We start from the raw sequence: 24,619 nt of genomic DNA on the forward strand, positions 1-24,619 counted from the left end.
CGGGGGAGCCGGGCTCCTCGGCGAACAGCCCGACGTACAGGTCGACGTCGTCCACGTCGCGGTAGAGGTCGCGCAGCGCGCCGCTGACCCGCCGGTCGCCGGTGATCTGCTCGAAGGCGCGCACCCGGGGGAAGCGGCAGTGCTCGCGGTAGCCGTTGTACGGTGCCAGGCCGAGCACCCGGGAGTCGGCGACGCTGGCCACGTCGATCTCGCGCAGCACCGGGTCGGTGTTGAACAGGCCGATACGCCCGGCGCGCTGGCGGGAGGCGTCCTCGAACAGCCGCCCGAGCCCGGGTGCTGGGAGCAGCGAGCCGGCGAAGAAGGTCTCGGCCATCGGCAGCTCCCGCCCGGCCACCGACAGGCGGGACGGGACCAGGCTGTGCCAGCGGTAGACGAGGTTGAACTCCACGGAGGCCCAGTTCTGCCGGTGCCAGGCCGCGCGGTCGAGTCGCGTGGACAGCCACGGGTCGAGGGCGAACCGGAAGTGGTAGGGGGTGATGTGGTTGATGTACTCCTCGACGACCAGTTTGATCAGCAGCACGATGAGGACGTTGCGGGCGGTCTGGAACAGCCGTTCGTCGTCCCAGCGCGGATTCTCCCGGGCCAGCAGCCGCGCCACCCTGTTGTGCTCGCGCAGGAACAGCACCGTGAGCATGGTGAAGCCGATCTGGCCGTTGCCCCGGTCACTGCCGGTGGCGAACAGCGTGTCGCGCCGGGCGTCGGAGAGCTGGTCGAAGCGGATGACGCGCAGCGGGGCGAACTCCGGCTTGATCTTGCCGTTCGCGCACAGGTAGGGCGGGAACTCGCCGCCGCCGAGCGACTGGCTCTTGAGCAGCCCGCCGTCGAAGGCGCGCAACGCGGCCGTCGCCGCCTCGTCGAGGCCGTACACCTGGTTGAGGTCGATGTGGTGGTTGGAGCTGTTCTTGCGCGGGTCGCGCGGGACGTTGACGTCGCCGCGCAGGAAGCCGTCGGTGAACCACTGGGCGAAGTACGCGAAGAGCACCGTGGAACGCGGGCACGGGATCATGGACTCGCCGCGGGCGAACAGGTCGGCGGCTCGCTCCGGCGTGGGCAGCCGATCTCCGTCGACGGCGACCGGAGGCAGGTGCCTGCCGCTGTAGGTGCGGTCGGTCAGGGAGGCCCACGAGGTGTAGTCGGCCATGGTGCTCAGCGGCTCGGGGCGCGGCGGCATCTCGCGGATCGCGTGGTCGATCAGCGAGGCGTTGATCCGGCGCCGCACCGGGCGGCTGCTCTGCAGCAGGTCCCAGAGGGGCCGGCCGTGGGTCAGGGCCAGGAACCTGAGCCGGTTGGACAGGCCGTCCGTGGCGATGCTGCGTGCTCGGCTCGCCATCGTCAGCCTTCCCGCACGCCGGCGCCGAGCCCGAGCGCGAAGGCGTCGGGGAAGATGCCGAGTGAGCGCTCCACCCGGCCCTCCGGCGGCGGCAGCAGCCGCACGCCCGGACGCAGCAGCAGCCGGCGCACGGTCTCGGCGATCACCACTTCGGCCACGTGCACGCCGAGGCAGGCGTGATGACCCGAGCCGAAGAACAGCTGATGGTGATGGGGACGGTCGAGGCGGAACTCGCCGGGATCCGGCACCACGGCCGCGTCGAACATGGCGGAGGCCGGCGCCGCGAGCACGAACGTGCCCGCCGGGATCACCGTGCTGCGCGGCGTGCCGGCGGCCAGCACGTGGTCGCGCTCGCACAGCCGGGGAAGCAGTTTGAAGAACGGGCTGAACCGCAGCGCCTCCCAGACGTACGGGTCGAACCTCTCGGGATCGCCCGCGACGGCCGCGGCCTCGGCCAGCACCCGCGGGCGCAGCAGGAGCTGCTCGACGGCCTCGGCCATGGCCCCCGGCGCGCTCTCCACGAAGCCCAGCGGCAGCCCGGCCATGTTGATCACGATGCGGTCGTCGGAGACGGCGGGCAGGGACGCCCGGACCAGGCGGGCGAAGACGTCGTCGGGCAGGTCCCGGCCGGCGCGCAGCGTGGCCCGGTGCTCGGCGAGCAGGTCACGCAGGTACCCGACCAGCTCGGCGCCCGCCTTGACGGACGCCGCCTGGAGCTCGGGGTCGCCGAGGAAGTTGGCGAAGCCGTCGGCGACGATGGCCCGCGTCCAGCGGCCCAGGGTGCGCGGGGCGGGGCCGGGAACGCCGAAATACCGCGCGCACACGCCGAGGGCGACCGGGCGGAACAGCCCTTCGACCGCTTCCAGACGCCCGCCCGGCCCGGCGGCGTCGAGCAGCTCGTCGGCCAGGCGGCCGGTCAGCTCGCGCACGCCGGCCGCGTCCTCCGGGGCGAGCATGAGCTGCATCAGGCCCTTCTCCCGCCAGTTCATCGGCGTGGCGTCCCGGCCCAGCATGAACGGCGCGCCCAGCGCGGCGTCGAGGCGGGGACCGAAGGCGCGTACGGAGAAGACCTGCTCGTGGGCGAGCACCTCGGTCACGTCGGCGAAGCGGGTGACTACCGTGAAGGCGGGCGTGACGAAGACCGGACGCCGCTCGCGCAGCTCGGCGAACAGGCTCCGCCAGTCGGTCCGCATCCACTCCCGGACCAGGCCGAACGCCGATATCGGGTCTTCAGCCAGCGCCTGGTCGTACCTCTCCAGATAGCCGCCCGTGGTCGCCTGATCGACAGCACCCATTCCGTGGACCTTCCGCCTGATATCGGAGCGCACAGGGATGATCACTTTGCGCAATCACAATCTAGGGAGGCGTCACACCCTTTCTTCATGACAATCGAGTGCATTGTTTTGGTGCCTCACGGTAATTACTCCGTCACTGTCAGGACATTGCCGCAGTCCATGGGCCTGGTCATTGAATAAGGAGCCTGATCGACCCGTACCGCCCATGGGAGGAAACGTGACGTCACCCCTGCCGCAGCCGGGCACGGCGGAGACGGTGACGGTCACCACCGGCCGCCGCACCGCCTATCTGGTCGTCCTGGTCGTCCTGCCCGTGCTGCTGCTGGCCCTCGCGGTGCCGGCGGCCTGGGGCTGGGGCATCGGCCCGCGCGACCTGGTCATCGCGGTCGTGATGTACCTGGTGAGCATCTTCGGCATAGCCATCGGCTACCACCGCCTGTTCACCCACCGCGCCTTCAGGGCCAACCGGGCGCTGCGGATCGCGCTCATGCTGGCCGGCGGCATGGCCGTCGAGGGCCCCCTCACCCTGTGGGCCGCCGAGCACCGCCGCCACCACAAGTACGCCGACCGCGAGGGCGACCCGCACTCGCCGTGGCGCTACGGCGACAGCGGCCCGGCCCTGCTGCGCGGCATGCTGCACGCCCACGTCGGCTGGTTCTACACGGCCCGCCGCCGCTCCAGCCGCCGCCACTGGGTGCCCGACCTGCTGGCCGATGCGGACGTGCGCCGTTTCGACGCCGCCTACCCGGCGGTCGTGCTGCTGTCGTTCGCGCTTCCGGCCGCGGCCGGCGGGCTCTGGTCGATGTCGTGGGCGGGCGCGTGGAGCGGGCTCCTGTGGGGCGGCCTGGTCCGCTACGCCGTCGTGCACCACGTCACCTGGTCGGTGAACTCGATCGCCCACACCTTCGGCGACCGCCCGTTCCGCACCAGGGACCGGTCGTCCAACGTGTGGTGGGTGGCGATGCTGACGCTCGGCGAGGGCTGGCACAACTGGCACCACGTCGACCCCACCTGCGCCCGGCACGGCGTGCTCAAGGGCCAGCTCGACCCGAGCGCGCGGCTGATCCGCTGGTTCGAGCGGGCGGGCTGGGCCCACGCCGTGCGCTGGCCGGCCCCCGAGCGCCTGACCTCCCGCCGCGCCGAGCGCGTCCCCGGCTCCTCGCGCTGACACGGGCGGCCGGGATACCGCGACGCGCCACCTCCGTATGGGACGATGGAGTCAGTCAGGTCGCTTCAGCCTTCCTCCCACGAGCACCACGTCGGAGAGGACGGTCATGGAGATCACGCCGCAGGCGGTCGTCATCCCGAAGGAGACCGGCCACCTGGAGCAGGGCAAGTACGGCCCCGTCTTCCCGCGCGGCCCCGCCTGTTACGGATTCACCGTCATCGCCCGGGTCAAGCCCGGCCGGGCCGACACCATCCGGGGCTACGGCGACACGCTCGCCCAGGCGCTGCGGGACGACCCCGGCCTGCTGGCCCCCCTGAAACTGCACTACCTGCGCTGGGTGCTGTTCGACGACGACACCCGCTTCATGTACCAGGGGATCTTCGACACCGACTTCGACAAGTACACCGAAGACGCCATCGCGCTGTTCACCAGGGCGGGGGTGAACACGGTCTTCGAGAACCTCGAAGGTTTCCCCGAGGACTGGAAGACCAACCCCGAGGCGTTCGTCCGGTTCGTCCGCGAGCATCACTGCCCCAGCTTCATCGAGTACGGCGAGTACCCGTACGTCACCGCCGACGAGATCAAGAAGGCGCTGCGGATCAAGAGCGCTCTGTCGGACATGCTCGACCAGTTGCAGTGACGGCCCAGGACGACGCGGGAGATCAGATGAGTGAGCCGAAGACGGCGCGCACCTACAACCAGGACCACGTGCCGCGCCCGTACGCCCCCGGCCGGCGGCGGGTGAGCATCTACGTCGCGTGGAGCTATCCGGCCGAGGCGGGCCGGGACGTCACCGGGCTGGACAACCGGTTCTCCACGATGACCGAGGTGCGCCGCGTGCAGTGGCCGGCCTACGAGGACCCGCAGTGGTCCGACCCCATGCGCTTCCAGCAGGGCATCGCGGGCGGGCTGGAACTGTTCTTCTGGGGCTGGCTGCCCTTCCAGCGGTTCGTCCACGAGGTCACCGGGTACCCGGTGCCGGTGTACCAGCGCGTCGACCAGGCCGGGTTCCACACCCCGCTGGACGAGCGGGTGCTGGCCGACACCGACACCCTGTTCGTGTGGGGGCTGGACCACATGATCACGGCACAGGAGGCCACGGCCGCCGAGATCGAGGCGGTGCGCGCGTTCCTCACCCGCGAAGGGACCTGCCTGGCCCTCGGGCCGCACCATGACGTCGGCGCGACCGGCGACCTGGCCGTCCGCGACGTCGAGTACCACCACCACGGCGACGCGCTCGTGCCCCGCCAGCAGCGGTTCGGCGGGTACACCCGGTCGCTGATGGCGGGCCTGGGAGTGCCGGTGGAGAACCGGTACGGGCTGCGTCCCGCCGTGACGGGAACCGGGCAGAACGCCCCGCTGACCATCGCCAGGGACCTGGACGCCAAGGGGTGGCTCGACGGGGTGTCCCACTTCAACTTCCACATGCACCTGCCCCACTACGCCGTGACCACCGACGACCCGGACGCCGTCCGGGTGCTGGGCCGGCAGCCGATCGACCTGACCCGGCCGACGCACCCGTTCGTCGAGGCCGGGAACACCGAGTTCAACATGTTCCTGTGGCTGCCCCCGCGCGGCGACCGGGCCGGGGACGTGATCCTCGCCGACTCCACGATCTTCAGCTCGCTGTTCGGCGTGGACGAGAGCCTGCGCGCCTTCTGGAACAACCTCGTCAGAGCCACGTGAGCGACCTCCGGTGAACGAACACACTCCGGCCACGCTCGACCTGGACGACATCCAACGCGGGGTGCTCAGCGCGCGGCCCACCCCGTACGCGGCGACGTACCTGCTGTTCCGCATCGACGACCGCGCCCAGGGCCGGGAGCTGATGCGGCGAGTGAGCGCCGTGGTGACCTCCGCGGCCGACCCGGTGAGCCCGCTGGGGGAGACGTGGGTCAGCGTCGCGCTCACCTACCAGGGGCTGAAGGCCCTCGGCGTGCCGCAGGCATCGCTGGACACCTTCGCGTGGGAGTTCCGGCAGGGCATGGCCGCCCGCGCCACTGCCCTGGGGGACACCGGGGACAGCGGACCCGACCGCTGGGAGCGTCCGCTCGGCACCCCGGACGTGCACGTGGTGCTGGCGGCGCTCGCGCCCGACAACGCGCGCCTGCAGGCCGCGATCGAACGCGCCCGCCCCGCCTACGACGCACTTCCGGGCGTGACGGCCGTCTGGCGGCAGAACTGCCACGCCCTGCCCACCGAGACCGAGCCCTTCGGCTACCGCGACGGCGTCAGCCATCCCGCCGTCGAGGGCAGCGGCATCGCCGGGTCCAACCCCCTGGAGACGCCGCTCAAGGCGGGCGAGTTCGTGCTCGGCCATCCCGACGAGCTGGGCGGCGTCCAGGCCCCCCAGCCCGACGAGCTGGGGCGCAACGGCACCTACGTGGCCATCCGCAAGCTGCACCAGCGGGTCGCGCTGTTCCGGCGCTACCTCAGGGACAACGCCGCCGATCCGCAGGACGAGGAGCTGCTGGCCGCGAAGATCATGGGTCGCTGGCGCAGCGGCGCGCCGCTGGCGCTCAGCCCGTCGCACGACGACCCGGCCCTCGGCGCCGACGCCGCCCGCCGCAACGCCTTCCTGTACCGGCAGGACGACCCCGCCGGCTTCACCACTCCCGGCGGCTGCCACATCCGCCGGGCCAACCCCCGGGACGCGGCGGTGGCCGGCGTCCCGAGGCTGCACCGCATGATCAGGCGCGGCACGGTCTACGGGCCGCCGCTGCCTGACGGCGTCCTGGACGACGACGGCGCCGACCGGGGGCTGATGTTCGCCTTCGTCGGAGCCCATCTCGGGCGGCAGTTCGAGTTCGTCCAGACCGAATGGCTGAACGACGGTGTCTTCTTCGGCGGGGGTCCGGCCAGGGATCCCCTGACCGGCTCCGCCGACGGCTCCGGCGACTTCACCGTCCCCCGGCGTCCCGTACGGCGGCGCCTGGAGTCCCTGCCCCGGTTCGTCGTCACGCGCGGCGGCGAGTACGGCTTCATGCCGAGCCTGACCGCCCTGCGCTGGCTCGGCGACCTGGCCGGCTGACGTTCACCGGCCCAGGTCGTCCCACTCCTGGAGCAGGTGGGACGTGGCGGCGGCGGGGGCCGTGAACGACCAGCGGCCCGGCGGCAGGTCGAGGGCGCAGCCGCCGTCGGCCAGCCTGGTGGTCGGCAGCTGCTCGTTCAGGCCCATGAGGAAGGTGCCGTTGACGGTCATCCCGTCCCAGGCGCCGCGTACGGGCAGCACCGCGCGGGCGGTCACGCCCTCTGGCACGGCGAAGGTGAACTGCACCCCGTCGGGCCCGGCCCGCCAGCCCGACTCGACGGCCCCCGACGCGCTCGCGTAGCGGGCGTGCGCCTGCCGCAGCAGCGGGACGGGCCCCGGACGCAGCAGCAGCTCGCCGAACCCGCCGCCCGTCCCGCGCGGGTCGTCGCCCAGGCCGGCGACGTGCCGGAACAGCCAGTCGCCCACGCAGCCGTAGGCGTAGTGGTTGAAGGAGTTCATGGACGGCGTCTGCAGGCCGTACCGGTGGTGCCAGGCGTCCCAGCGTTCCCACATGGTCGTCGCCCCGGCGCGGAGCTGGTAGCGCCACGACGGGTAACCCTCCTGGTTGAAGATCCGGCACGCCAGGTCGTGGTGGCCGGTCTCCGACAACACGGGCAGCAGCAGGGGGGTGCCGACGAAGCCCGTCATGAGCCGGTGCCCGTCGGCGCGGACCAGGTCGGCCAGCGCCCGCGCCGCCGCGGCGCGGTCCTCCGGCCGGACGAGATCCCAGGCCAGGGCGACGGCGTAGCCGGTCTGCGTCTGCGTGCGCAGCCTCGGGCCGTCGAGGAAGGCCCGGCGGAAGGCGTCCGACACGCGGGCGGCGGCCTCGTCGTACTCGGGGGCGTGCGGCTCGCCGAGCACGGCGGCCGCGTGCGCGATCAGGCGGAGGCTGCGGGCCAGCGCGGCGGTGGCGATGAGGCTCCTGGGCGTCTCCACCGTGCCGGGGGCCAGCCAGTCGCCCAGCGCCCGGCCCGGTCTGAGGCCGTCGTCGGACTGCGCCAGGCAGTAGGCGGCCCACCGCCGCATCGGGTCGTACGCGCGGCGCAACGTGCGGTCGTCGCCGTAGCGCCGCCACAGCAGCCACGGCACCTCGACCAGCGCGTCGGACCAGACGGGGGAGTCGTAGCCGTACTCGGGCAGCACCGGCGCGACGTGCGGGACGGCTCCGTCGGCCCGCTGCCCGTCGATCAGCGTCGTCACCCAGCCGGACAGGAACGCCTGCGTGTGCCGCAGGAAGCTGAGCGTCGAGCCGAACACCGAGATGTCGGCCGTCCAGCCGGTCCGCTCGTCGCGCTGGGGGCAGTCGGTCGGCACGCTGACCAGGTTGCCGTCCGCCGACGCGCCGATGTTGGCGACGAGCTGCCGCACGGCGGGATCGCTCACGGTCAGCGAGCCGGTGACGGCGAGCGCGGACGACAGCAGCACCGCCTCCAGGTCGTCCGGCCTCAGCGCGCCCGGCCAGCCGGTGACCTCCGCGTAGCGGAACCCGTGCAGGGTGAAGGCGGGCTCCACGACGTGTGACCCGGCGTCGAGGACGAACTCGTCACGCTGGTCCGCGGTGCGCAGGTTGTCGGTGTAGAGCCGCCCGGTCGCGGTCAGCTCCTCCCCGTGCCGGACGACGATCCGCACGGGCCCCGGCGCGTCCACGCGCAGCCGGACGCGCCCGACGACGTTCCGCCCGAAGTCGGCCACCTGCACGCCCGGCGCGGGCTCGGTCACCGACACGGCGGGCATCGTGCCGATCACCCGGACCGGGGGAGCGGGGTCGGCCTCCACCAGGATCTCCGGCGCGGACGTCGTCCCGGCCGGTGCGGTCCCCTCGGCGGGCGCCTGGACGGTCTCGCCCATCACCAGGTCGGCGCGCGGGCGGCCGAGGTCCCGCCGGGTCCAGGCGGCGTCCGTGGCGAACACGCGGCGCGGGCCGTCGTCGTCCCGCACGAGCACCTGGGCGCTGACGGCGGGCCGGTCACCGTAGCGGCGCGGGCCGCCGCCGGCGACGTGACCGGCGTACCAGCCGGGAGCCAGCCACAGCTCCAGCTCGTTCTGGCCGGGCACCAGCAGGTCCGTGAGCTCCAGCAGCCGGTAGCGCGTCCGGTGGCCGTAGTCGGTCCAGCCGGGGGCCAGCTCCTCCTCGCCCAGCCGCGCGCCGTTGAGCAGCGCCCGGTAGACGCCGAGCGCGGTGGCGGCCAGCCAGGCGCGTCCCGGGGCGGGACGCCAGGTGAACGTCCCGCGCAGGCTCACCCCGGCCTCGGGGTCGCCCGGCAGCCAGGGGGCGTCCCATGCGCCGCGCGCCCGCAGGCCCGTGGTGAACGCGCCCGCCGCCAGCCCCTCCACCTCCCACGCGTACGGCGTCAGCGGCGTCAGCAGCTCGTCCGGCACGTCCACGCCGGACGATCCGGCGGGCACGGAGGACCGCCACACCTCGCGCCCGTCCGCGGACAGCACCACGGTGGCCGCCGCGGTCGTCCGGGCGTCCCACGACAGGCGGGGCGACGGCTCGTCCACGCCCACCGGATCCGCCAGACCGCACGTCAGGCCCGCCCGCGCGCCGGGCGGAGCCGGCCGGATGTAGGGCGTCTGCGCGCCCGAGACCTGCACGTCGAGCACCCCCGAGTCCCGGTTCACGCATCGAGCCCGGTGGTGAAGGCGTTGTGCAGGCCGTCGACGTCGACGCCGGACAGGCTCGGCGCCATCACGTTGATCAGCAGTACGAAGCACGCGTCCTGCTCCGGGTACATCCACCACTGGCAGCCCGAGGCGCCGCCGTGCCCGTACAGCCGCCGTTCCAGCAGCCCGGGGGCCGAGTGGCGCAGGTTCCAGGTGAGCCCCCAGTCCTGTCCGGCGTTGACCGGGTCGGGCTGCAGCTTGACCAGGCCGGTCGTCTGCGGGGTCGTCATGGCGGCCAGGGTGGTCGGATGGATCAGCGCGCGGTCGCCGCGCAGCAGCGCGCCGCCCAGCGCCAGCAGGTCCTCGGCGCGGGAGAACAGCGCGCCCGCCGGATGGCGGAGCCGGACGAACGCGTCGAAGTCGAAGCCGGGCCCGAGCAGTTCGAGGCCGTGCACCTCGGCCGCCTCGCACGCCGGGTCGAAGGTGATCCGCCCGCCGCCCGGCACCAGCGCGTTCAGGTCGGAGTCGACCAGCTCGGCCACGTCGCGGCCGGTGACGTCGCGGACCATCTCCGCGATCCCGGCGAAGGCCAGGTTGGAGTAGTGGCTGAGGGTGCCCGCCTCGAACAGCGACGGCGCGGTGAGGAGGTGCTCCACCAGGTCGTCGGGCGTCAGCGTCTGCTCGGCGATGCCGCTGGTGTGGGTCAGTAGATGCCAGAGCGTCACGTCGGGCCGGGCGAAGTTCGGCAGCACGTCCCGCAGCGGGCGGCGCAGCGACAACAGCCCGCGCTCGACCTGGCGCAGGGCCAGCAGGCCCATCAGCGGCTTGGTCACCGAGAACAGCGCGAAGTGGTCGTCGGTCCTGGTCCCGCGGCCGTCGTGGGTGCCGAACGCCTCCAGCACCTGGATCCCGTCGGAGGTCGCCGCGCCGAACACCGCGCACGGCAGCCGTCCCTCCTTGATCTCGCGCCTGACCCAGTCGAGCGCGATGTCGTGCGTGGTCATCCCTTCAGTGCACCTTCCGTGAGGCCGGCCAGGACGCGCTTCTGCGCGACGGCGTACACCGCCACCAGGGGCAGCGTGGTGAGCAGGACGTGGGCGAAGACGAGGTTCCAGTTCAGGCTCTGCAGGGTGCCGGAGGCGAACTGGAACAGGCTCAGCGGCAGCGTGGCGTTCGCGCTGCCCTGGAGCAGGAAGAGGGCGAAGAAGAAGTCGTTCCAGACGTTGATGATCAGGATCACGCCGCCGACGAACAGCACCGGCCGCAGCAGGGGCAGCAGGATGCGCACGAACACCTGCGGACGCGAGGCGCCGTCGATGGCGGCGGCCTGCTCCAGGTCCGGCGGGAACGCCCGGACGAACCCGGTGGCCAGGAAGATCACGACGCCCAGGCGGCAGCCGGTCATCGTCAGCACGTAGCCGAGCGAGCCGCCGTCCAGCGACAGGGCGCGCAGCAGATAGACGGTCGGGATGATGGACGGCGGCAGCAGGATTGACAACCCCATCACGAAGTAGGCCGCCTGCAGCCACCGCGACCGGCTGCGCCCGAACGCCCACGCCGCCGCCGCGCCGAGCAGCACCACCGCGATCACGATCGGCACGGTCACCTTGAGGCTGTTGAGCAGCCCGGTCAGGTAGCCGCCCCGGTCGAGCACGATGCCGTAGTTCTCGGCGATCGCCCACGTCCTGGGCAGGCCGAGGCCCAGCTCGGCGGCCTCGCCCGCGGGCTTGAAGGAGTTGACGACCACCAGCCAGACGGGCACGAGCACCCACGGGACCGCGAAGATCGTCAGCGCCGCGTACTTGAGCGCCGCTCTCATCCCGTCACCTCCCTGCGCCGCAGCCACCACACCAGGGGCACGGCCGTCGCGATCACCAGCAGCGTCACGGTGAAGCCCAGCGCGCTGGCCGAGCCGAAGAAGCCCTGGCCCCATTGCTGGCGCATCACCACGTTCAGGGCCCGCGTGTGGTCGCCGGGGCCGCCGCCGGTGGTGGCGGCGATCACGTCGTACGCGCTGAGCGCGCCCACCAGCGTGACGGCCACGTTGAAGGTCAGCGCGGGGGCGAGCATCGGGAACACCACCCGCCGCAGCCGGGTCCACGGGCCGGCGCCGTCCACGGTCGCCGACTCCAGCAGCGACTTCGGGATGGAGTTGAGGCCCGCGATGTAGACCAGGGTGATCAGCCCGCTCCACTTCCACGCGTCGATGAACGCGACCACCACCAGCGCGGTGGACGGTTCGCCCAGCCACGCCCACTCGATGCCGAGGAAGGAGTTGATCGCCCCGTCGGGGGCCAGCAGCCCGCGCCAGATGTACCCGGCGGCCAGCGGCGAGATGAGCGTCGGCAGGAAGAACGCCGAGCGGAAGACGGTGTTGATGCCGCTGGTCCGCTGGAGGGCCAGGGCCAGCGAGAGGCTGACGGTGTTCTGGATCGCCATGCACAGGATCGCGTACAGCACGGTCACGGTGACCGCGTTGGCCAGCAGGTCCTGGTCGATCAGCGTGCGGACGTTCTCCAGCCCGTTCCAGGTGATCTCGGCCCGGAAGCTCGTCCAGGAGGAGAACGCGAACCGCACGTTGAGCAGGAACGGGGCGACGAAGAAGACCGTGACCAGCACGATCGCGGGCAGCGCCCACGGCAGCCAGGCCGCCCTGTTCCGCATCACCATCCGGGCAGTCCTGCCGCCTTGGCCGCCTGCTCGACCTGGCCCTGGAGCTGGGTCGCCGCCTTCTGCGGGTCCTTCTGGCCGGCGATCAGCTCGGACATGAGCTGGGCCAGCCCGCCCATGCCGGGGATGTCGGAGTTGAAGGCGATGACGGCGCCGGTGTCGTACGCCTTCTTGACGTCCTGCAACACGGAGGAGACGCCCTGCGGATCGGGCACGCCCTTGAGCACCGGGAAGGTCTTGGCCGCGGCGACGTACTCGGCGTAGGCCGGGCCGGTCATGAAGCGCACGAAGTCGAGCGCGGCCTTCTCGCGCGCCGGGTCACCGGTCTTGGGCAGGTAGAACGTGCCGATCGGGCCGGGCGCGTAGGTCACCAGCGGCTTGTCGCTGGACAGGCCGACGAAGCCGACGGACTCGTCCACGGTCTTCTGGTCGCCGCCGGCGGCCGCGAGCAGGGCCGGGAGCATGTCGGAGTGCTGGGCGACCATGGCGGCCTCGCCGGTCACCAGGGCCTTCATCGAGTCCTCGAACTTGGCCGTGACGATGTCCTTGTTGAAACAGCCGTCGGCCTTCAGCTTGGCGTAGGCGGTCAGCCCGGCGACGAAGGGCGAGCCGGGGTCGGCCAGCGTGCTGCTGTGGCCAGCGATGGCCTTGCCGTAGGCGTTGGCCTGGTTGGCGCCGGCCAGGTAGAGGATGGGCAGGATCTGCACGGGCCAGATCGAGCCGCCCGACTCGAAGACCGGCGTGACGCCGGCGGCCTTGAGCTTGGGGCAGGCGGCGGCCAGCTCGGTGAAGTTCGCCGGTGGGGTCAGCCCGGCCTTGGTGAAGACCTTCTTGTTGTAGTAGAGGCCGAAGACCTGGGGGAAGCCGGTGATGGCGGCGTAGACCTTGCCGCCCACGGCCCCGGCGGCCTGGTAGAGGTCGCCGGACCGGGCGATGTACGCCTCGCCGGTCAGGTCGCGCAGGTTCTCGGCCGGGTTGAGGGCGAGCAGGCCGCTCACCGTCGCGTGGTACTCCAGGACGTCCGGGCGCTCGCCGGTGGCCCACTTGGTCTGGGTGGTGTCCTCGAACCCGTCGGACGGGATGGACACGAGCTCGATCTTGTGGCCGGACTGCTTCTCGAACTTCTTGTACATCTCCAGCAGCGGCGCCGGGTCCGCGCTGTTGTGCCAGAGGGTCAGCTTCACCTGACCGGTCCCCTCGGGGGCGGAGGATCCGCAGCCGGAGAGGGACAGGGCGAGGACGGCGCCTATCGCCGCGCCGAGCGGACGAGTTGGTGCTCTCACGCTCGTGCTCCTGTTCATGAGGGGGAGAATGTGTAGAACGTTCTACGGCAAGATCGAAACCTCCGTCAAGGGGTGGACCTGAGGAGTGGTGGCGGGCTAGCCTCTGCTTCCAGCAAAGTGTGTAGTTCGTTCTACGAGAACCCAAAAGGATGGCGTGTGACGAGCGGACGGGTGACGATCGCCGATGTGGCCAGGCGGGCCGGGGTCTCCACGGCCGCCGTGTCGAAGGTGGTGCGCGGCGCGTACGGCGTGAGCGCGGAGATGCAGGCCAAGGTGCGGCAGGCCATCGACGAGCTGGGCTACCGCCCGCACGCCGCGGCCCGCGCCCTGCGCGGACGCACCTACACCCTCGGCGTCATGCTCTCCGACACCCGCAACCCGTTCTTCCCCGACATCATCGAGGGCATCACCGGCCGGCTGGGCGACACCGAGTACCAGGTGCTGCTCGGGCCCGGCGGTATCGAGCCCAAGACGCAGGCCAGGATGACCGACGCCATGATCGACCGGAGCATGGACGGGCTCATCCTGATCTCGCCGGTCATGACGGACGCCGAACTCGCCGCCATCGCGGCGGCCGTCCCGGTCGTCGTGGTGGGCAGGCACGGCGGCGCCGCGGACCACGACGCGGTCGTCGACGACGACGTGATGGGGGCCCGGCTCGTGGTCGACCACCTGGTCGGGCTCGGGCACACCCGCATCGCGCACATCACCCACCTGGAGCGGGCCCGCGCCCAGGGACTGCCGCACATGGTGCGCGCCGAAGGCTACCGCCAGGCGATGCGCGCCCACGGGCTCGCCGACGACGTGCTGGCCACCTCCTTCACCGAGGAGGGCGGCTACGAGGGCGCACGGGAACTGCTCGCCCGCGACGACCGGCCCACCGCGATCTTCGCCGGGGCCGACATCGCGGCGCTCGGCGTCCTGCGCGCCGCCGACGAGGCCGGCCTGTCGGTGCCGGAGGACCTCTCCGTCGCCGGTTACGACAACATCGGCATCGCCTCGCTCAAGCGCATCTCGCTCACCAGCGTCGACCAGGACGGACGGGTGATCGGGGCGACCGCCGCGCGCCTGCTCGTCGAGCGCATCGAAGGACGCACCCGGTCGGTGGCGTCGTCGGTGTCGCCCACGCTGATCGTCCGCGGCACCACCGGACCGCCCCGCCGCTGAGAACTCGGCCGCGCCTCGGGGGACTGTCGCGGGCCATGCATTAAAACGATTCGATGGAAGGACCCCCCACGTGAGACGACTCGCTCTCCTCGCCCTTCTCCTCCCGCTGGTCGCGCCCGCGCAACCGGCCCTGGCCCAGGCGTCCGCCACGGTCTGCCCGGTCAGGGTGGACCCGGCCGCGTTCGCCTCCGAGGCCCGGCTGAGCGCCCTGGCCACCCGGCAGGGAACGTTCGGGCCCAGGCCGACCGGCTCGGCCGCGCACGCCGGCTACGTCGACTGGCTGGAGGAGGAGATGGCGGCCATCCCCGGCCTCCAGCTCTCCTCCCTGCCCTACGCCATCGACCGCTGGGACAACCTCGGCACCGGGCTGACCGTCGGCGGCACGTCCGTGCAGGTCGCGGCGCCCGTGCCGTTCTCCTCCTCCACCGGCGCGGGCGGCGTCTCGGCGCCGCTCGTGCACCTGGCCGCGGGGACGAACATCACCGCCGCCAACGCCGCCGGGAAGATCGTCGTCCGGGACCTGCCCTGGACCAGCGTGCCCAACCTGCTGTTCTATCCGCCCACCCTCGGCTACTCCATGTACGACCCGGGCATGACGATCAACCTGCTCGGCTCCGAGTCGATGGAGGCCCCGGCCGCGGCCGACGCCGACCTCAAGGCGGCCGCCGCCGCGGGCGCGCTGGGCGTGATCGAGGTCAGCCAGCTCCCGCACGCCCAGATCAAGGACATGTACGCCCCCTACGAGGGCCTGCCGTACGGCGTGCCCGGCGCGTACGTCGGCGCCGACCAGGGCAAGCAGATCAAGGACGCGCTGGCCGCCGGGCAGCCGGTCCAGGCGTCGCTGACGGTGAACGCCGCCTGGACGCCGACGACGACCCGCACCCTGCTCGCCACGCTGCCCGGCGGCAGCGCCCAGAAGATCGTCGTGGAGAGCCACACCGACGGCATGAGCCCGGTGTGGGACAACGGCCCGCTCACCATGATCGAGATGGCCCGTTACCTGTCGACGCTGCCGGTGGAGTGCCGTCCGCGGACCGTGCAGTTCGCGTTCGTGACCGGCCACCTCTACCAGCACCTGACCGGTCCCGACGTCCGCGAGGGCGGCGCCGGTCAGCTCGCCGCCCAGCTCGACGCCGAGTACGACCAGGGCAAGGTCTCCTCCGTCGTCGTGCTCGAACACCTCGGCGCCAAGCGCTACGACGCGGTCGCCAGGCCGAACGGCCTGCCGGGCAAGCAGCTCGTCGCCAGCCCCACCCTCACCGAGCTGCTGTGGGTCCCCGTCAGCGAGAGCACGCCGCTGCGCGAGCTGGTCAAGGGCCACATCGAGTACTGGGACGTGCGGCGCACCGCGATCCTCAAGGGCCTGTCGGCGGCCGACCTGGCCACCGTGCCGCACCACTGCAGCTTCGGCGGCGAGGGCACGCCGTACAACCAGCACCTGCTGCCCGTCATCGCGCCCATCGCCGCGCCCAAGACGCTGTTCTCGCCGCAGTTCGGCGCCGAGGCGATCGACCTGCCGGTGATGCGCAAGGCGTCGCTCGCCTTCACCGACGTCGTGCTCGACCTCGGCCCGATGGCCCAGTCGGCCGTCGCGGGCGACGTGACGACCATGCGCCAGCAGCGGGCCTCCGGCACGCCGGGGTGTGCGTGAGCATAGACCGAAGGGCACTCGTGCGCCGGCACAACGTCGCCGACGCCGGGTGCCCGCTCACCGTCGGCAACGGCGAGTTCGCCTTCACCGCCGACGCCACCGGGCTCCAGACGTTCGCGCCGCTCGGCACGCAGGCGCAGTGGGGCTGGCACACGATGCCCAACCCCAAGGGCCACGTGCTGGAGGACGCGCTCACCGACTACGACGGCGTCGGCTACCCCGACCTGTATCCGGCCACCGAGGCGGGCGGCTGGCTGCACGTCAACCCGCACCGCCTGCACCTCGGCCGGATCGGCCTCGACGCCGGCGAGGACGCCCCGCTCGGCCGGTCGGCGCAGACCCTCGACCTGTGGACCGGCACGCTGTCCAGCTCCTTCGAGCTGGACGGCCGGCCGCACGAGGTGGAGACGGTCTGTCATCCCGAGCGCGACCTGCTGGCCGTACGCATCACCGGCGGCACGGGCGTCAGGATCGCCTTCCCCTACGCCAGCGACGGCTGGCACACCACTGCCGACTGGGACAGCCCCGACCGGCACACCACCACGTGCGCGCGGCGCGGCTCGCGCTGCGACTTCACCCGCGTCCTGGACCAGGACGGCTACCACGTGGCCGCCGAGTGGACGGGGGCGGCGCGGTTCACCTCGCCCGCCCCCCACGTGTACCTGATCCAGGGCGAGGAGCTGGAGCTCGTCGTCGAGTTCGCCCGGCATCCCGTCGGCGCCGGCCTGCCGTCCTTCTCCCAGGTCCGTACGGCCGCCGCCGCCCACTGGGAGCGGTTCTGGACGCGCGGCGGCGCGGTCAGCTTCGAGGGCAGCGCCGACCCGCGGGCGCCCGAGCTCGAACGCCGGGTCGTGCTCTCGCAGTACCTCACCGCGGTCAACTGCGCGGGCACCACCCCGCCGCAGGAGACCGGGCTGGCGGTCAACTCCTGGAGCGGCAAGTTCCACCTGGAGATGCACTGGTGGCACGCCGCCCACTTCGCCCTGTGGGGCCGGCCGGAGCTGCTGGAGCGGAGCCTGCCGTGGTACCGCTCGATCCTGCCGCGGGCCAGGGCCACGGCCGCGCGGCAGGGGTTCCGCGGCGCCCGCTGGCCCAAGCAGGTGGGGCCGGAGGGCAGGGAGAGCCCGAGCGAGATCGGCGCCTTCATCGTCTGGCAGCAGCCGCACCTGATCTCCTTCGCCGAGCTGCTCCGCCGGATCCGTCCGGGGGCGCTGGAGGAGTACCGGGACCTGGTGTTCGAGACGGCCGAGTTCATGGCCTCCTTCGCGGCCGGCGGGCACCTGGGGCCGCCGCTGGTGCCGGCGCAGGAGTCCTACCACGAGTCCAGGAGGACGGTGCGCGATCCCGCGTTCGAGCTGGCCTACTGGTGGTGGGGGCTGGCGACGGCCCAGCGGTGGCGGGGCCTGCTCGGCCTCGATCCCGACCCGGAGTGGGCGCGGGTGCTGGACGGCCTGGCCCGGCCGCTGGTGCGCGACGGCGTGTACGCGGCCATCGGCGTGGAGCCGTACACGGTCAGGACCGACCACCCCTCGATGACCGGCGCGCTCGGGTTCGTGCCGCCCACCCCGCTGATCGACCCCGAGACCATGCGGGCCACCCTGCACGACGTGCTCGCCGACTGGGACTGGGACAGCGCCTGGGGCTGGGACTTCCCGATGCTCGCCATGTGCGCGGCCCGGCTCGGCGAGCCCGGCACCGCCGTGGACGCGTTGCTGATGGACGCCCCGAAGAACACGTACCTGCCCAGCGGCCACAACCACCAGTGGCCCGGCCTGCTGCCCCTCTACCTGCCGGGCAACGGCGGCCTGCTGGCCGCCGTCGCCCACATGGCGGCGTCGGGCTGCTTCCCCGAGGGCTGGCGGGTTCAGGCGGAAGGGGTGGTCCCGATGCCGTGATCGGGGCCGGCGAGCAGGGCGACCGCGTAGTGGTAGAGGTCGCCCGCCGACGACGTCAGCCTGGCGGCGCGGCCCGCGCGCACCTCCGAGGCGATGAACTCGGTGGTGCCGTAGACGATCAGCCGGGGGATCGCGGCGCGCAGCGGCGGCAGCGAGGGGTCCTCCAGCCTGGCCCGCGCGGCCAGCGCCGCCAGCATGTCCAGAAAGGGCCGGTAGGCGGTGTCACGCTGCTCGACGGCCCGCTCGCCCGCCCTCGGCAACTCCACGAAGTACGCCTGCGCGTACTCCGGGCGCTCCTGCCACCACCGCAGGTAGGCGGCCAGGCCCAGCCGCAGCGCCGTGCGCCAGCGGTCGCCCGCCTCCGACGCGGCCGTCCGGATCGAGGCGATCATCTCGGGCAGGTCGCGCTCGCAGCCGGCGAGGAAGCACGCCTCCTTGTCGGCGAACTGGGCGTAGAAGGCGTTGCGCGAGACCCGCGCGGCGGCGATCACGTCGGGCACGCTCGTGGCGGCGTAGCCGCGCCTGGCGACCAGCCGCAGCATGGCCTCCACGAGGCGGTCGCGCTGCGACTCGCGCACCGTGTCGGGGGAGAGCCCGTGCCGGCCCCGGGGAAGCGGCCGAACCGCCGGAACTTCCTTCTGTTCATCTCTTGACATCGCTCACCGATCGTACTTCCCTCTCTTAGGAGACGTTCACGTCTCCAAATATCCCACGAGGTGACCATGGAGAACATCACTCGTCGGCAGGCGTTGCGGGCAGGGGCGCTCGGCCTCATGTCGGCCGGATTCCTGTCGTGGACCACCGCGGCCGACGCCGCCTCCACCATCGAGACCATCTACAAGGCGACGGGTCCGTGGCCGGTCGCCACCGGCACCTCGGGCGGCCACCGGCTCTACTACCCCTCCAACCTCGGCGCGGGCGGCGTCACCCACCCGATCGTCACGTGGGGCAACGGCTCGTGGGCCACCCCCGACAACTATCCGGGGCTGCTCAACCACCTGGCCTCCTGGGGCTTCGCGGTGGTCGCCTCCACCGACACCACCACGGGCACCGGCGCCGAGATCCTCGCCGCCGCCCAGCACCTCGTGGGCCTGGACGCCGACCCCGCCAGCGTCTTCCACGGCAAGCTGAACACCGCCCAGGTCGGAGCCGTCGGCCACTCCCAGGGCGCGGGCGGGGTCGTCAACGCGGCCAACCACTCCGCCGGGCTGATCAAGACCGTCGTGCCGATCGCCGTGCCCGCGCAGTGGATGGCCAGCCCCGGGGACGAGTTCTCGGTGGCCGCCCTGACCTGCCCGGTGCTCTTCCTCAGCGGCGCCGACGACTGGCTGATCTCCTCGGCCGCGACCGTGCAGGGCTACTACGACCAGGCCACCGCCGGAGCGGGCCGGGCGCTGCTCAAGGGCGCGGGACACAACGACATCCAGAACACCGGCGGGGCCTTCCTCGGCTACGTGACCGCCTGGCTGAGGTACCGGCTCCAGGCCGACGCCCAGGCCCGCGGGGCGTTCGCCGGCGGCGCCCCCGAGCTCCCCACCAACACCGCCTGGCAGAACCAGGCGCTCAAGAACCTCACCTAGGAGAACCACCATGGCGGATCTGACGCGGCGCGGGCTCCTCGCCGCCGGCGCGCTCACCCTGCTCGCCGGATGCGGCAAGGACCAGCCCCGGCAGCAGGCCGCGGCCGCCGGGCCGCACGGCGAGGTCACCGTCTGGCTGCACGGCTCGCAGGACACCGGACAGCAGTTCCAGGAGCTCGTGCACCGCTACATCGCCGAGTTCAAGGTGGACGTCAAGCTGCTCTACCTGCCCGTGGGCCAGCTCGACGCCAAACTGCTGACCGCCTTCAGCGGCGGCGCCCCGCCCGACGTCTTCAAGATCGGCCACTGGAGCTTCCCCGCCCACGCCAAGAAGCAGCGGCTCGCCCCCGTCGACACCAAGGCCCTGCCCCTGGCGAACTACGAGCCGGGCACGACCGCCCCGCTCACCTACCAGGACGTGCCCTACGGCGTGCCCATCGACTTCAACCCCTGCCTGCTCTACTACCGCAAGGACCGGTTCGAGCAGGCCGGGCTCGACCCCGACAAGCCCCCGGCGACCTGGGAGGAGGTCGCCGAGTACAGCGCCAAGCTGACCTCGTCCGACCGGGCGCGGGTCGGCCTGCAGTGGCTCTACGGCGATCCGCAGTGGGCCCTCATGACGCTGACCGCCCTCGTCCGCGGCAAGGGCGGCGAGCTCGTCGCGGCGGGCGGCGGCAAGGCGTCGCTGGCCACCGAGCAGGGCATCGCCGCCCTGACGTACATGTCGGGCATCGGCAACCCCAAGCTCTCCAACCCGCTGGGCGCGCTCGGCCTGTTCTACTCCGGCCAGGCGGCCATGGTCGTCAGCGGCGCCTTCCTCGGCCCCGCGCTGGAGAAGCTGGGCAAGGACAAGCTCACCTTCGGCAAGCAGTACGGCGTCGCCCCCATGCCCACCTGGGACGGCGGGCCGTCCGTCGTCCCCGCCTACACGTGGGGCTGGGGCGTGGCCAAGGACTCGCCCAACCAGTTCACCGCCTGGCACCTGGTCAACTACCTCCAGGGCGCCCCGTCGGTGGCCGCCAACCTCGACAACGGCATCATCATCCCGACCAAGGGCTGGCGCGAGGCCGGGCCGCGCGGCAAGTCCGAGATCATGGAGATCGTCGCCGACAGCCTGCCGCACGTCGACTTCGGCCCGATCATCCCCGGCGCGCTCGAACTGGCCAAGGCCGCGTCCGGCGCCGTGGACTCCGTCGCCCACGGCAAGGCCACCCCGGCCCAGGCCGCGGCGACCTTCGACGCCACCGTGCGACCGGTCCTGTGAGCGTGCTCGGCGGAGTCGGAGCCCGTCCGCACGGTCCGGTGAGCGTGCTCGGCAGGGTCAGGGCCCGGCCCCAGGCCACGGCGGGCGTGGCGCTGACCCTGCCGGTGGCCGTCTTCTTCGTGGTGTTCTGGCTGGTCCCGTTCCTGTCCGCGATCTATCTCAGCTTCACCGACTACGAGATGGCCGGGACGCCCAACTGGATCGGCCTGGCCAACTACGAGCGCATGTTCGCCGATCCCGGCTTCCTCAACTCGGCGTGGATCACCGTCGTCTACACGGTGTGCACGGTCGTCCCGACGATCGTGCTGGCCCTGCTGGTGGCCGTGCCGCTGAGCAGGCCGGGACGGCTCAACCGCTGGCTCAGGGCGCTCGTCATGATCCCGGCCGTGATGCCGCTCGCCGCCACGTCCATGGTCTGGGTGATCATCTACTCCGACCGCGGCCTGGCCAACACCCTCCTCGGCCTGGCCGGGATCCCGCCGCAGTCCTGGCTGACCAGCTCCGGCCTGGCCATCTGGGCCCTGGTCGTGATGGTGGTCTGGAAGAGCATGGGGCTGTTCGTGATCATCCTGACCGCCGGGCTGCAGGCGCTGCCCGGCGAGGTGTACGAGGCCGCCGCCATCGACGGCTCCGGGCCGGTCACCACGTTCACCCGCATCACGCTCCCGCTGCTGCGCAGGACGCTGCTGTTCGTCCTGGTCATCTCGGTCGCCGGATCGATGCAGGCGTTCGTGCCCGCCTTCCTGCTCACCGGCGGCGGGCCCGCCGACGCCACCCAGGTGCTGCCGTACTACATCTGGGCCAACGCCTTCCCCTACGAGCACATGGGCTACGCCGCCGCCATGGGCATGGTGCTGCTCGTCGCCATGGTGATCGTCTCGGCGCTGCAGTTCGCGTTCCTGAAGGGCGGCGACGAATGAAGGTGCTGCGCGCCGTCTGGCTGATCGTCGCGGTCGGGTTCATGCTGCTGCCGGTCTACGCCATGGTCGTCGTCGCCTCGGCGCCGGACGACACCGACCTGCGCGGGCTGGTCTTCAACGGCTTCCACCTGCCCGAGAACATCGGGGTGCTGTTCGGCGCGGGCAACCTGCCCACGTACCTGCGCAACAGCCTGATCCTGTGCGTCGGCACCGGCGTCCTGGACGTGCTCTTCTCGGCCGCCGCCGGGCACGCGATGGCCCACCTGTCCTTCCCTGGCCGCCGCGTCCTGTTCGCGCTGGTGGTCGGCACGCTCGCGCTCACCCCGATGGTCATGGTCATCCCGGTCTTCCTCATCGTGAAGGAGCTCGGCTGGGTCAACACGTTCCAGGGCATGATGGTGCCGGGCATGATCAGCGCGTTCGGCGTCTTCCTGGTGCGCCAGTTCGCCCTCGGCATCCCGAAGGAGCTGCTGCTGGCCGCGCGGGTCGACGGCGCGGGGGAGTTCCGCATCTTCGCGCGCATCGCCGTGCCGCTGCTGCGGCCCGCGCTCATCACCCTGTTCCTCGTGCACTTCCTGGCGCAGTGGGACAACCTGCTGTGGCCGCTGATCGTGGCCAACGAGCAGGAGTTGTGGCCGCTGCCGGTGGGGCTGGCCAACTTCCAGAGCGAGGTCGGCGTCACCTACCACCTGACCACCACCGCGGCGCTGGTCACCGCCGTGCCGCCGTTCATTCTCATGGTCGCGCTGCAGCGCTACTACGTGGCGGGGCTCACCTTCGGAGGCGTGAAACGATGATCCCGGACCTGATCCCCGGCGCCGCCCGGATGATGGAGTGGATCGAGACCGTCACCGCGCGCGGCGTCCGGCGGCCCGGCTACCCGGCCGACGACTGGACCGCCGCATGGGCCGCCGAGCGCCTCGCCGAGTTCGGGCTGCGCGACGTACGGCTCGCGCCGGTCGAGCTGCCCGTCTGGCGGCCGGTGACGGCGTCCCTGGTGGTGCGCCTGGACGCCGACCCGTCGAGGGTCGTGCGGGTGGCGGCGTCCGCGCTGCCGTACACCACGCCGAAGGCGACCGTGACCGCGCCGGTCAGCCGCGAGGTCGTGCCGGGCGCGATCGTCGTGCCCGAGTACGCCTTCACCGAGCTGCCGCAGTCCTACGTCAGGGACCTGGCGACGGCCGTGCACGACCCCGAGGGCGTCTTCGACGACCTGGTCCAGACGCTGCCGTTCCAGCTCGACCACCTCGACGTGCTCCACGGCGTGATCGACGGCGGCGCCGCCGCGTTCGCGGGCGCGCTGACCGGCGTGCCGTGGGAGACCCGCGACTACTACGTGCCCTACGACGCCGTGCACCGCGACCTGCCGGCCGTCTGGTTGTCGGGCGGCGACTCGCGGCGGGTGCTCGACCTGGTCGACGCGGGCCCCTGCACGGGCACGCTCACCGTCGAGTCGGAGACCGGCCCGGCCGTCTCGCACAACGTGATCGGCACGCTGCCCGGCCGCTCCGACCAGTGGGTGATCATCGGCTCGCACCACGACGCGCCCTGGGCCTCGGCCGTCGAGGACGCCTCGGGGATCGCGCTGGTGCTGGCCGCCGCCCGGTACTGGGCGGCCGTGCCCGAGCGGGACCGGCCGCACAACCTGCTCTTCCTGCTGACCGCGGGGCACATGGCGCACGCAGCCGGCACCCGGGCCTTCATCGAAGAGCACCGCGGCCTGCTCGGCGACGTCGTGCTCCAGCTCCACCTGGAGCACGCCGCCCGCCGGTGCGTGGCCGTGGACGGCGAGCTGGTCCCCACCGGCGACCCCGAACCCGGCTGGTGGTTCACCACCCGGAAGCCGGAGCTGGAGAGCCTGGTGGCGGCGGCCCTCGTCGCGGAGGACCTGAGACGCTCGTTCGTGCTGCCGCCGGACGCCTTCTCCCCGATGCCGCCCACCGACGGGGCCTTCTTCCACCCTGAAGGGGTGCCGCTGGTGCACTTCCTGTCGGCCCCCATGTACCTGTTCGACTCGGCCGACACCCTCGACAAGGTGTACGAGGACGGCCTCGAACCGCTCACCCGGGCGGCCGTCAGAATCGTCGAAGGGACGGCCGGATGGCGTCGCGCGTGATCGTCCGTACCACGTCCGGGCTGGTCGAGGGCAGGGCCGAGGAGGGCGGGCCGGCCTTCCTCGGCGTGCCGTACGCCGCCCCGCCCTTCGGCGAGCACCGCTTCGGCGCGCCCGTCCCGCCGCCCCCGTGGGACGGCGTGCGGCCCGCCGTCACGCGCGGCCCCGCCGCCCCGCAGGCGGCCGGCGCGGACATCGGCCTGTACGCGCCCGACGTCTTCGAGACCGGCGAGGACTGCCTCAACCTCGACGTGCGCACCCCCGGCGCCGGCGAGACGGGGCTGCCCGTCCTGGTCTGGATCCACGGCGGCGCGTTCTCCATCGGCGGCAACGGGGCGGCCTGGCACCAGGGCCACCGCTTCGCCCGCGACGGCGTGGTGTGCGTGGCCGTCAACTACCGGCTCGGCTTCGAGGGCTTCCTCGCCCTGGACGACGCCCCGCTCAACCGGGGCGTGCTCGACTGGCTGGCCGCGCTGGAGTGGGTGCGCGACAACGTCGCGGCCTTCGGCGGCGACCCCGGCAACGTGACGGTCGCCGGGCAGTCGGCGGGCACGCCCGGCTTGATCGGGACGCCGAAGCCGAAGCTCCTGGCCACCTCGGCCAGCCTGCCGCCGTTCAGCTCGG

General features: G+C 72.4%; 21 protein-coding genes. 13 read left to right on the plus strand and 8 right to left on the minus strand.

The annotated features are described in order from the left end of the window. Window positions 1-1,351: peroxidase family protein (locus ACWCSD_RS21140; RefSeq protein ID WP_449917099.1), on the minus strand; the 1,351-nt coding region annotated here is incomplete at its 3' end. A 2-nt stretch (window positions 1,352-1,353) separates the two neighbouring features. Next, a complete protein-coding gene (locus ACWCSD_RS21145) occupies window positions 1,354-2,646 on the minus strand; it encodes a cytochrome P450 (RefSeq protein WP_449917102.1) in 1,293 nt (430 codons plus the stop codon). Window positions 2,647-2,863: 217 nt separating this feature from the next. On the opposite strand from ACWCSD_RS21145, the gene ACWCSD_RS21150 reads away from it, so the two are divergent. From ACWCSD_RS21150 to ACWCSD_RS21165, 4 genes are all read left to right on the plus strand, one after another. Continuing rightward, window positions 2,864-3,814, plus strand: coding sequence for an acyl-CoA desaturase (locus tag ACWCSD_RS21150; RefSeq protein ID WP_449917105.1), 951 nt, complete (start codon window positions 2,864-2,866; stop codon window positions 3,812-3,814). A gap of 106 nt (window positions 3,815-3,920) precedes the next feature. Beyond that, on the plus strand, window positions 3,921-4,454 hold the full coding sequence (locus ACWCSD_RS21155) for a hypothetical protein (RefSeq protein WP_397166504.1): 534 nt from the start codon (window positions 3,921-3,923) through the stop codon (window positions 4,452-4,454). 26 nt (window positions 4,455-4,480) lie between these two features. After that, window positions 4,481-5,500 carry a hypothetical protein gene (locus ACWCSD_RS21160; protein ID WP_449917109.1) on the plus strand — a complete coding sequence of 340 codons (1,020 nt, stop codon included), beginning with the start codon at window positions 4,481-4,483 and terminating at the stop codon, window positions 5,498-5,500. 10 nt (window positions 5,501-5,510) lie between these two features. Beyond that, window positions 5,511-6,845: a Dyp-type peroxidase gene (locus tag ACWCSD_RS21165; RefSeq protein WP_449917111.1), complete on the plus strand. Its 1,335-nt coding sequence runs from the start codon at window positions 5,511-5,513 to the stop codon at window positions 6,843-6,845. 3 nt (window positions 6,846-6,848) lie between these two features. Here ACWCSD_RS21165 and ACWCSD_RS21170 read toward each other — a convergent pair whose 3' ends face one another. Genes ACWCSD_RS21170 through ACWCSD_RS21190 form a run of 5 tightly spaced genes read right to left on the minus strand, consistent with a single transcriptional unit; the run spans window position 6,849 to window position 13,405 of the window. Next, entirely contained in the window at window positions 6,849-9,470 is a 2,622-nt protein-coding gene (locus ACWCSD_RS21170) for a family 78 glycoside hydrolase catalytic domain (protein ID WP_449917114.1), read from the minus strand. After that, window positions 9,467-10,456, minus strand: a complete 990-nt coding sequence (locus tag ACWCSD_RS21175; protein ID WP_397166498.1) for a serine hydrolase domain-containing protein — start codon at window positions 10,454-10,456, stop codon at window positions 9,467-9,469. The genes ACWCSD_RS21170 and ACWCSD_RS21175 overlap by 4 nt, the downstream gene beginning before the upstream one ends. Beyond that, window positions 10,453-11,271, minus strand: a complete 819-nt coding sequence (locus tag ACWCSD_RS21180) for a carbohydrate ABC transporter permease (protein WP_352365036.1) — start codon at window positions 11,269-11,271, stop codon at window positions 10,453-10,455. The genes ACWCSD_RS21175 and ACWCSD_RS21180 overlap by 4 nt, the downstream gene beginning before the upstream one ends. Continuing rightward, on the minus strand, window positions 11,268-12,122 hold the full coding sequence (locus ACWCSD_RS21185; protein ID WP_397166497.1) for a carbohydrate ABC transporter permease: 855 nt from the start codon (window positions 12,120-12,122) through the stop codon (window positions 11,268-11,270). Before ACWCSD_RS21185 ends, ACWCSD_RS21180 begins: the two co-directional genes overlap by 4 nt. After that, a complete protein-coding gene (locus tag ACWCSD_RS21190; RefSeq protein ID WP_358298189.1) occupies window positions 12,116-13,405 on the minus strand; it encodes an ABC transporter substrate-binding protein in 1,290 nt (429 codons plus the stop codon). Before ACWCSD_RS21190 ends, ACWCSD_RS21185 begins: the two co-directional genes overlap by 7 nt. A gap of 156 nt (window positions 13,406-13,561) precedes the next feature. Here ACWCSD_RS21190 and ACWCSD_RS21195 point away from each other — a divergent pair, with 156 nt between their 5' ends. The 3 genes from ACWCSD_RS21195 (at window position 13,562) to ACWCSD_RS21205 (ending at window position 18,118) form a co-directional block, all read left to right on the plus strand. Further along, window positions 13,562-14,572, plus strand: coding sequence for a LacI family DNA-binding transcriptional regulator (locus ACWCSD_RS21195; RefSeq protein ID WP_358298187.1), 1,011 nt, complete (start codon window positions 13,562-13,564; stop codon window positions 14,570-14,572). A 70-nt stretch (window positions 14,573-14,642) separates the two neighbouring features. Continuing rightward, window positions 14,643-16,223, plus strand: a complete 1,581-nt coding sequence (locus ACWCSD_RS21200; protein ID WP_358298186.1) for a zinc-binding metallopeptidase family protein — start codon at window positions 14,643-14,645, stop codon at window positions 16,221-16,223. Next, a complete protein-coding gene (locus ACWCSD_RS21205; RefSeq protein WP_449917120.1) occupies window positions 16,220-18,118 on the plus strand; it encodes a hypothetical protein in 1,899 nt (632 codons plus the stop codon). Before ACWCSD_RS21200 ends, ACWCSD_RS21205 begins: the two co-directional genes overlap by 4 nt. Here ACWCSD_RS21205 and ACWCSD_RS21210 read toward each other — a convergent pair. Beyond that, window positions 18,088-18,774: a TetR/AcrR family transcriptional regulator gene (locus ACWCSD_RS21210; RefSeq protein ID WP_397166489.1), complete on the minus strand. Its 687-nt coding sequence runs from the start codon at window positions 18,772-18,774 to the stop codon at window positions 18,088-18,090. The genes ACWCSD_RS21205 and ACWCSD_RS21210 overlap by 31 nt on opposite strands. Before the next feature lie 66 nt (window positions 18,775-18,840). Here ACWCSD_RS21210 and ACWCSD_RS21215 point away from each other — a divergent pair, with 66 nt between their 5' ends. The 6 genes from ACWCSD_RS21215 to ACWCSD_RS21240 form a co-directional block, all read left to right on the plus strand. Next, window positions 18,841-19,698, plus strand: coding sequence for a poly(ethylene terephthalate) hydrolase family protein (locus ACWCSD_RS21215; RefSeq protein WP_358298180.1), 858 nt, complete (start codon window positions 18,841-18,843; stop codon window positions 19,696-19,698). A 10-nt stretch (window positions 19,699-19,708) separates the two neighbouring features. Further along, the gene (locus ACWCSD_RS21220) at window positions 19,709-20,962 is read left to right on the plus strand and encodes an ABC transporter substrate-binding protein (protein ID WP_397166486.1); all 1,254 of its coding nucleotides are present in this window, start codon (window positions 19,709-19,711) and stop codon (window positions 20,960-20,962) included. A gap of 2 nt (window positions 20,963-20,964) precedes the next feature. Then, on the plus strand, window positions 20,965-21,882 hold the full coding sequence (locus ACWCSD_RS21225; RefSeq protein ID WP_358298176.1) for a carbohydrate ABC transporter permease: 918 nt from the start codon (window positions 20,965-20,967) through the stop codon (window positions 21,880-21,882). Beyond that, complete coding sequence (locus ACWCSD_RS21230; RefSeq protein ID WP_397166485.1) at window positions 21,879-22,679, plus strand: carbohydrate ABC transporter permease; 801 nt, start codon at window positions 21,879-21,881, stop codon at window positions 22,677-22,679. The genes ACWCSD_RS21225 and ACWCSD_RS21230 overlap by 4 nt, the downstream gene beginning before the upstream one ends. Continuing rightward, entirely contained in the window at window positions 22,676-23,998 is a 1,323-nt protein-coding gene (locus tag ACWCSD_RS21235) for a M28 family metallopeptidase (RefSeq protein WP_397166483.1), read from the plus strand. Before ACWCSD_RS21230 ends, ACWCSD_RS21235 begins: the two co-directional genes overlap by 4 nt. Continuing rightward, on the plus strand, window positions 23,983-24,619 hold a 637-nt coding region (locus ACWCSD_RS21240), incomplete at its 3' end, for a carboxylesterase family protein (RefSeq protein WP_449917125.1). The genes ACWCSD_RS21235 and ACWCSD_RS21240, both read left to right, overlap by 16 nt.

Source organism: Nonomuraea sp. NPDC001684, from assembly GCF_053596515.1.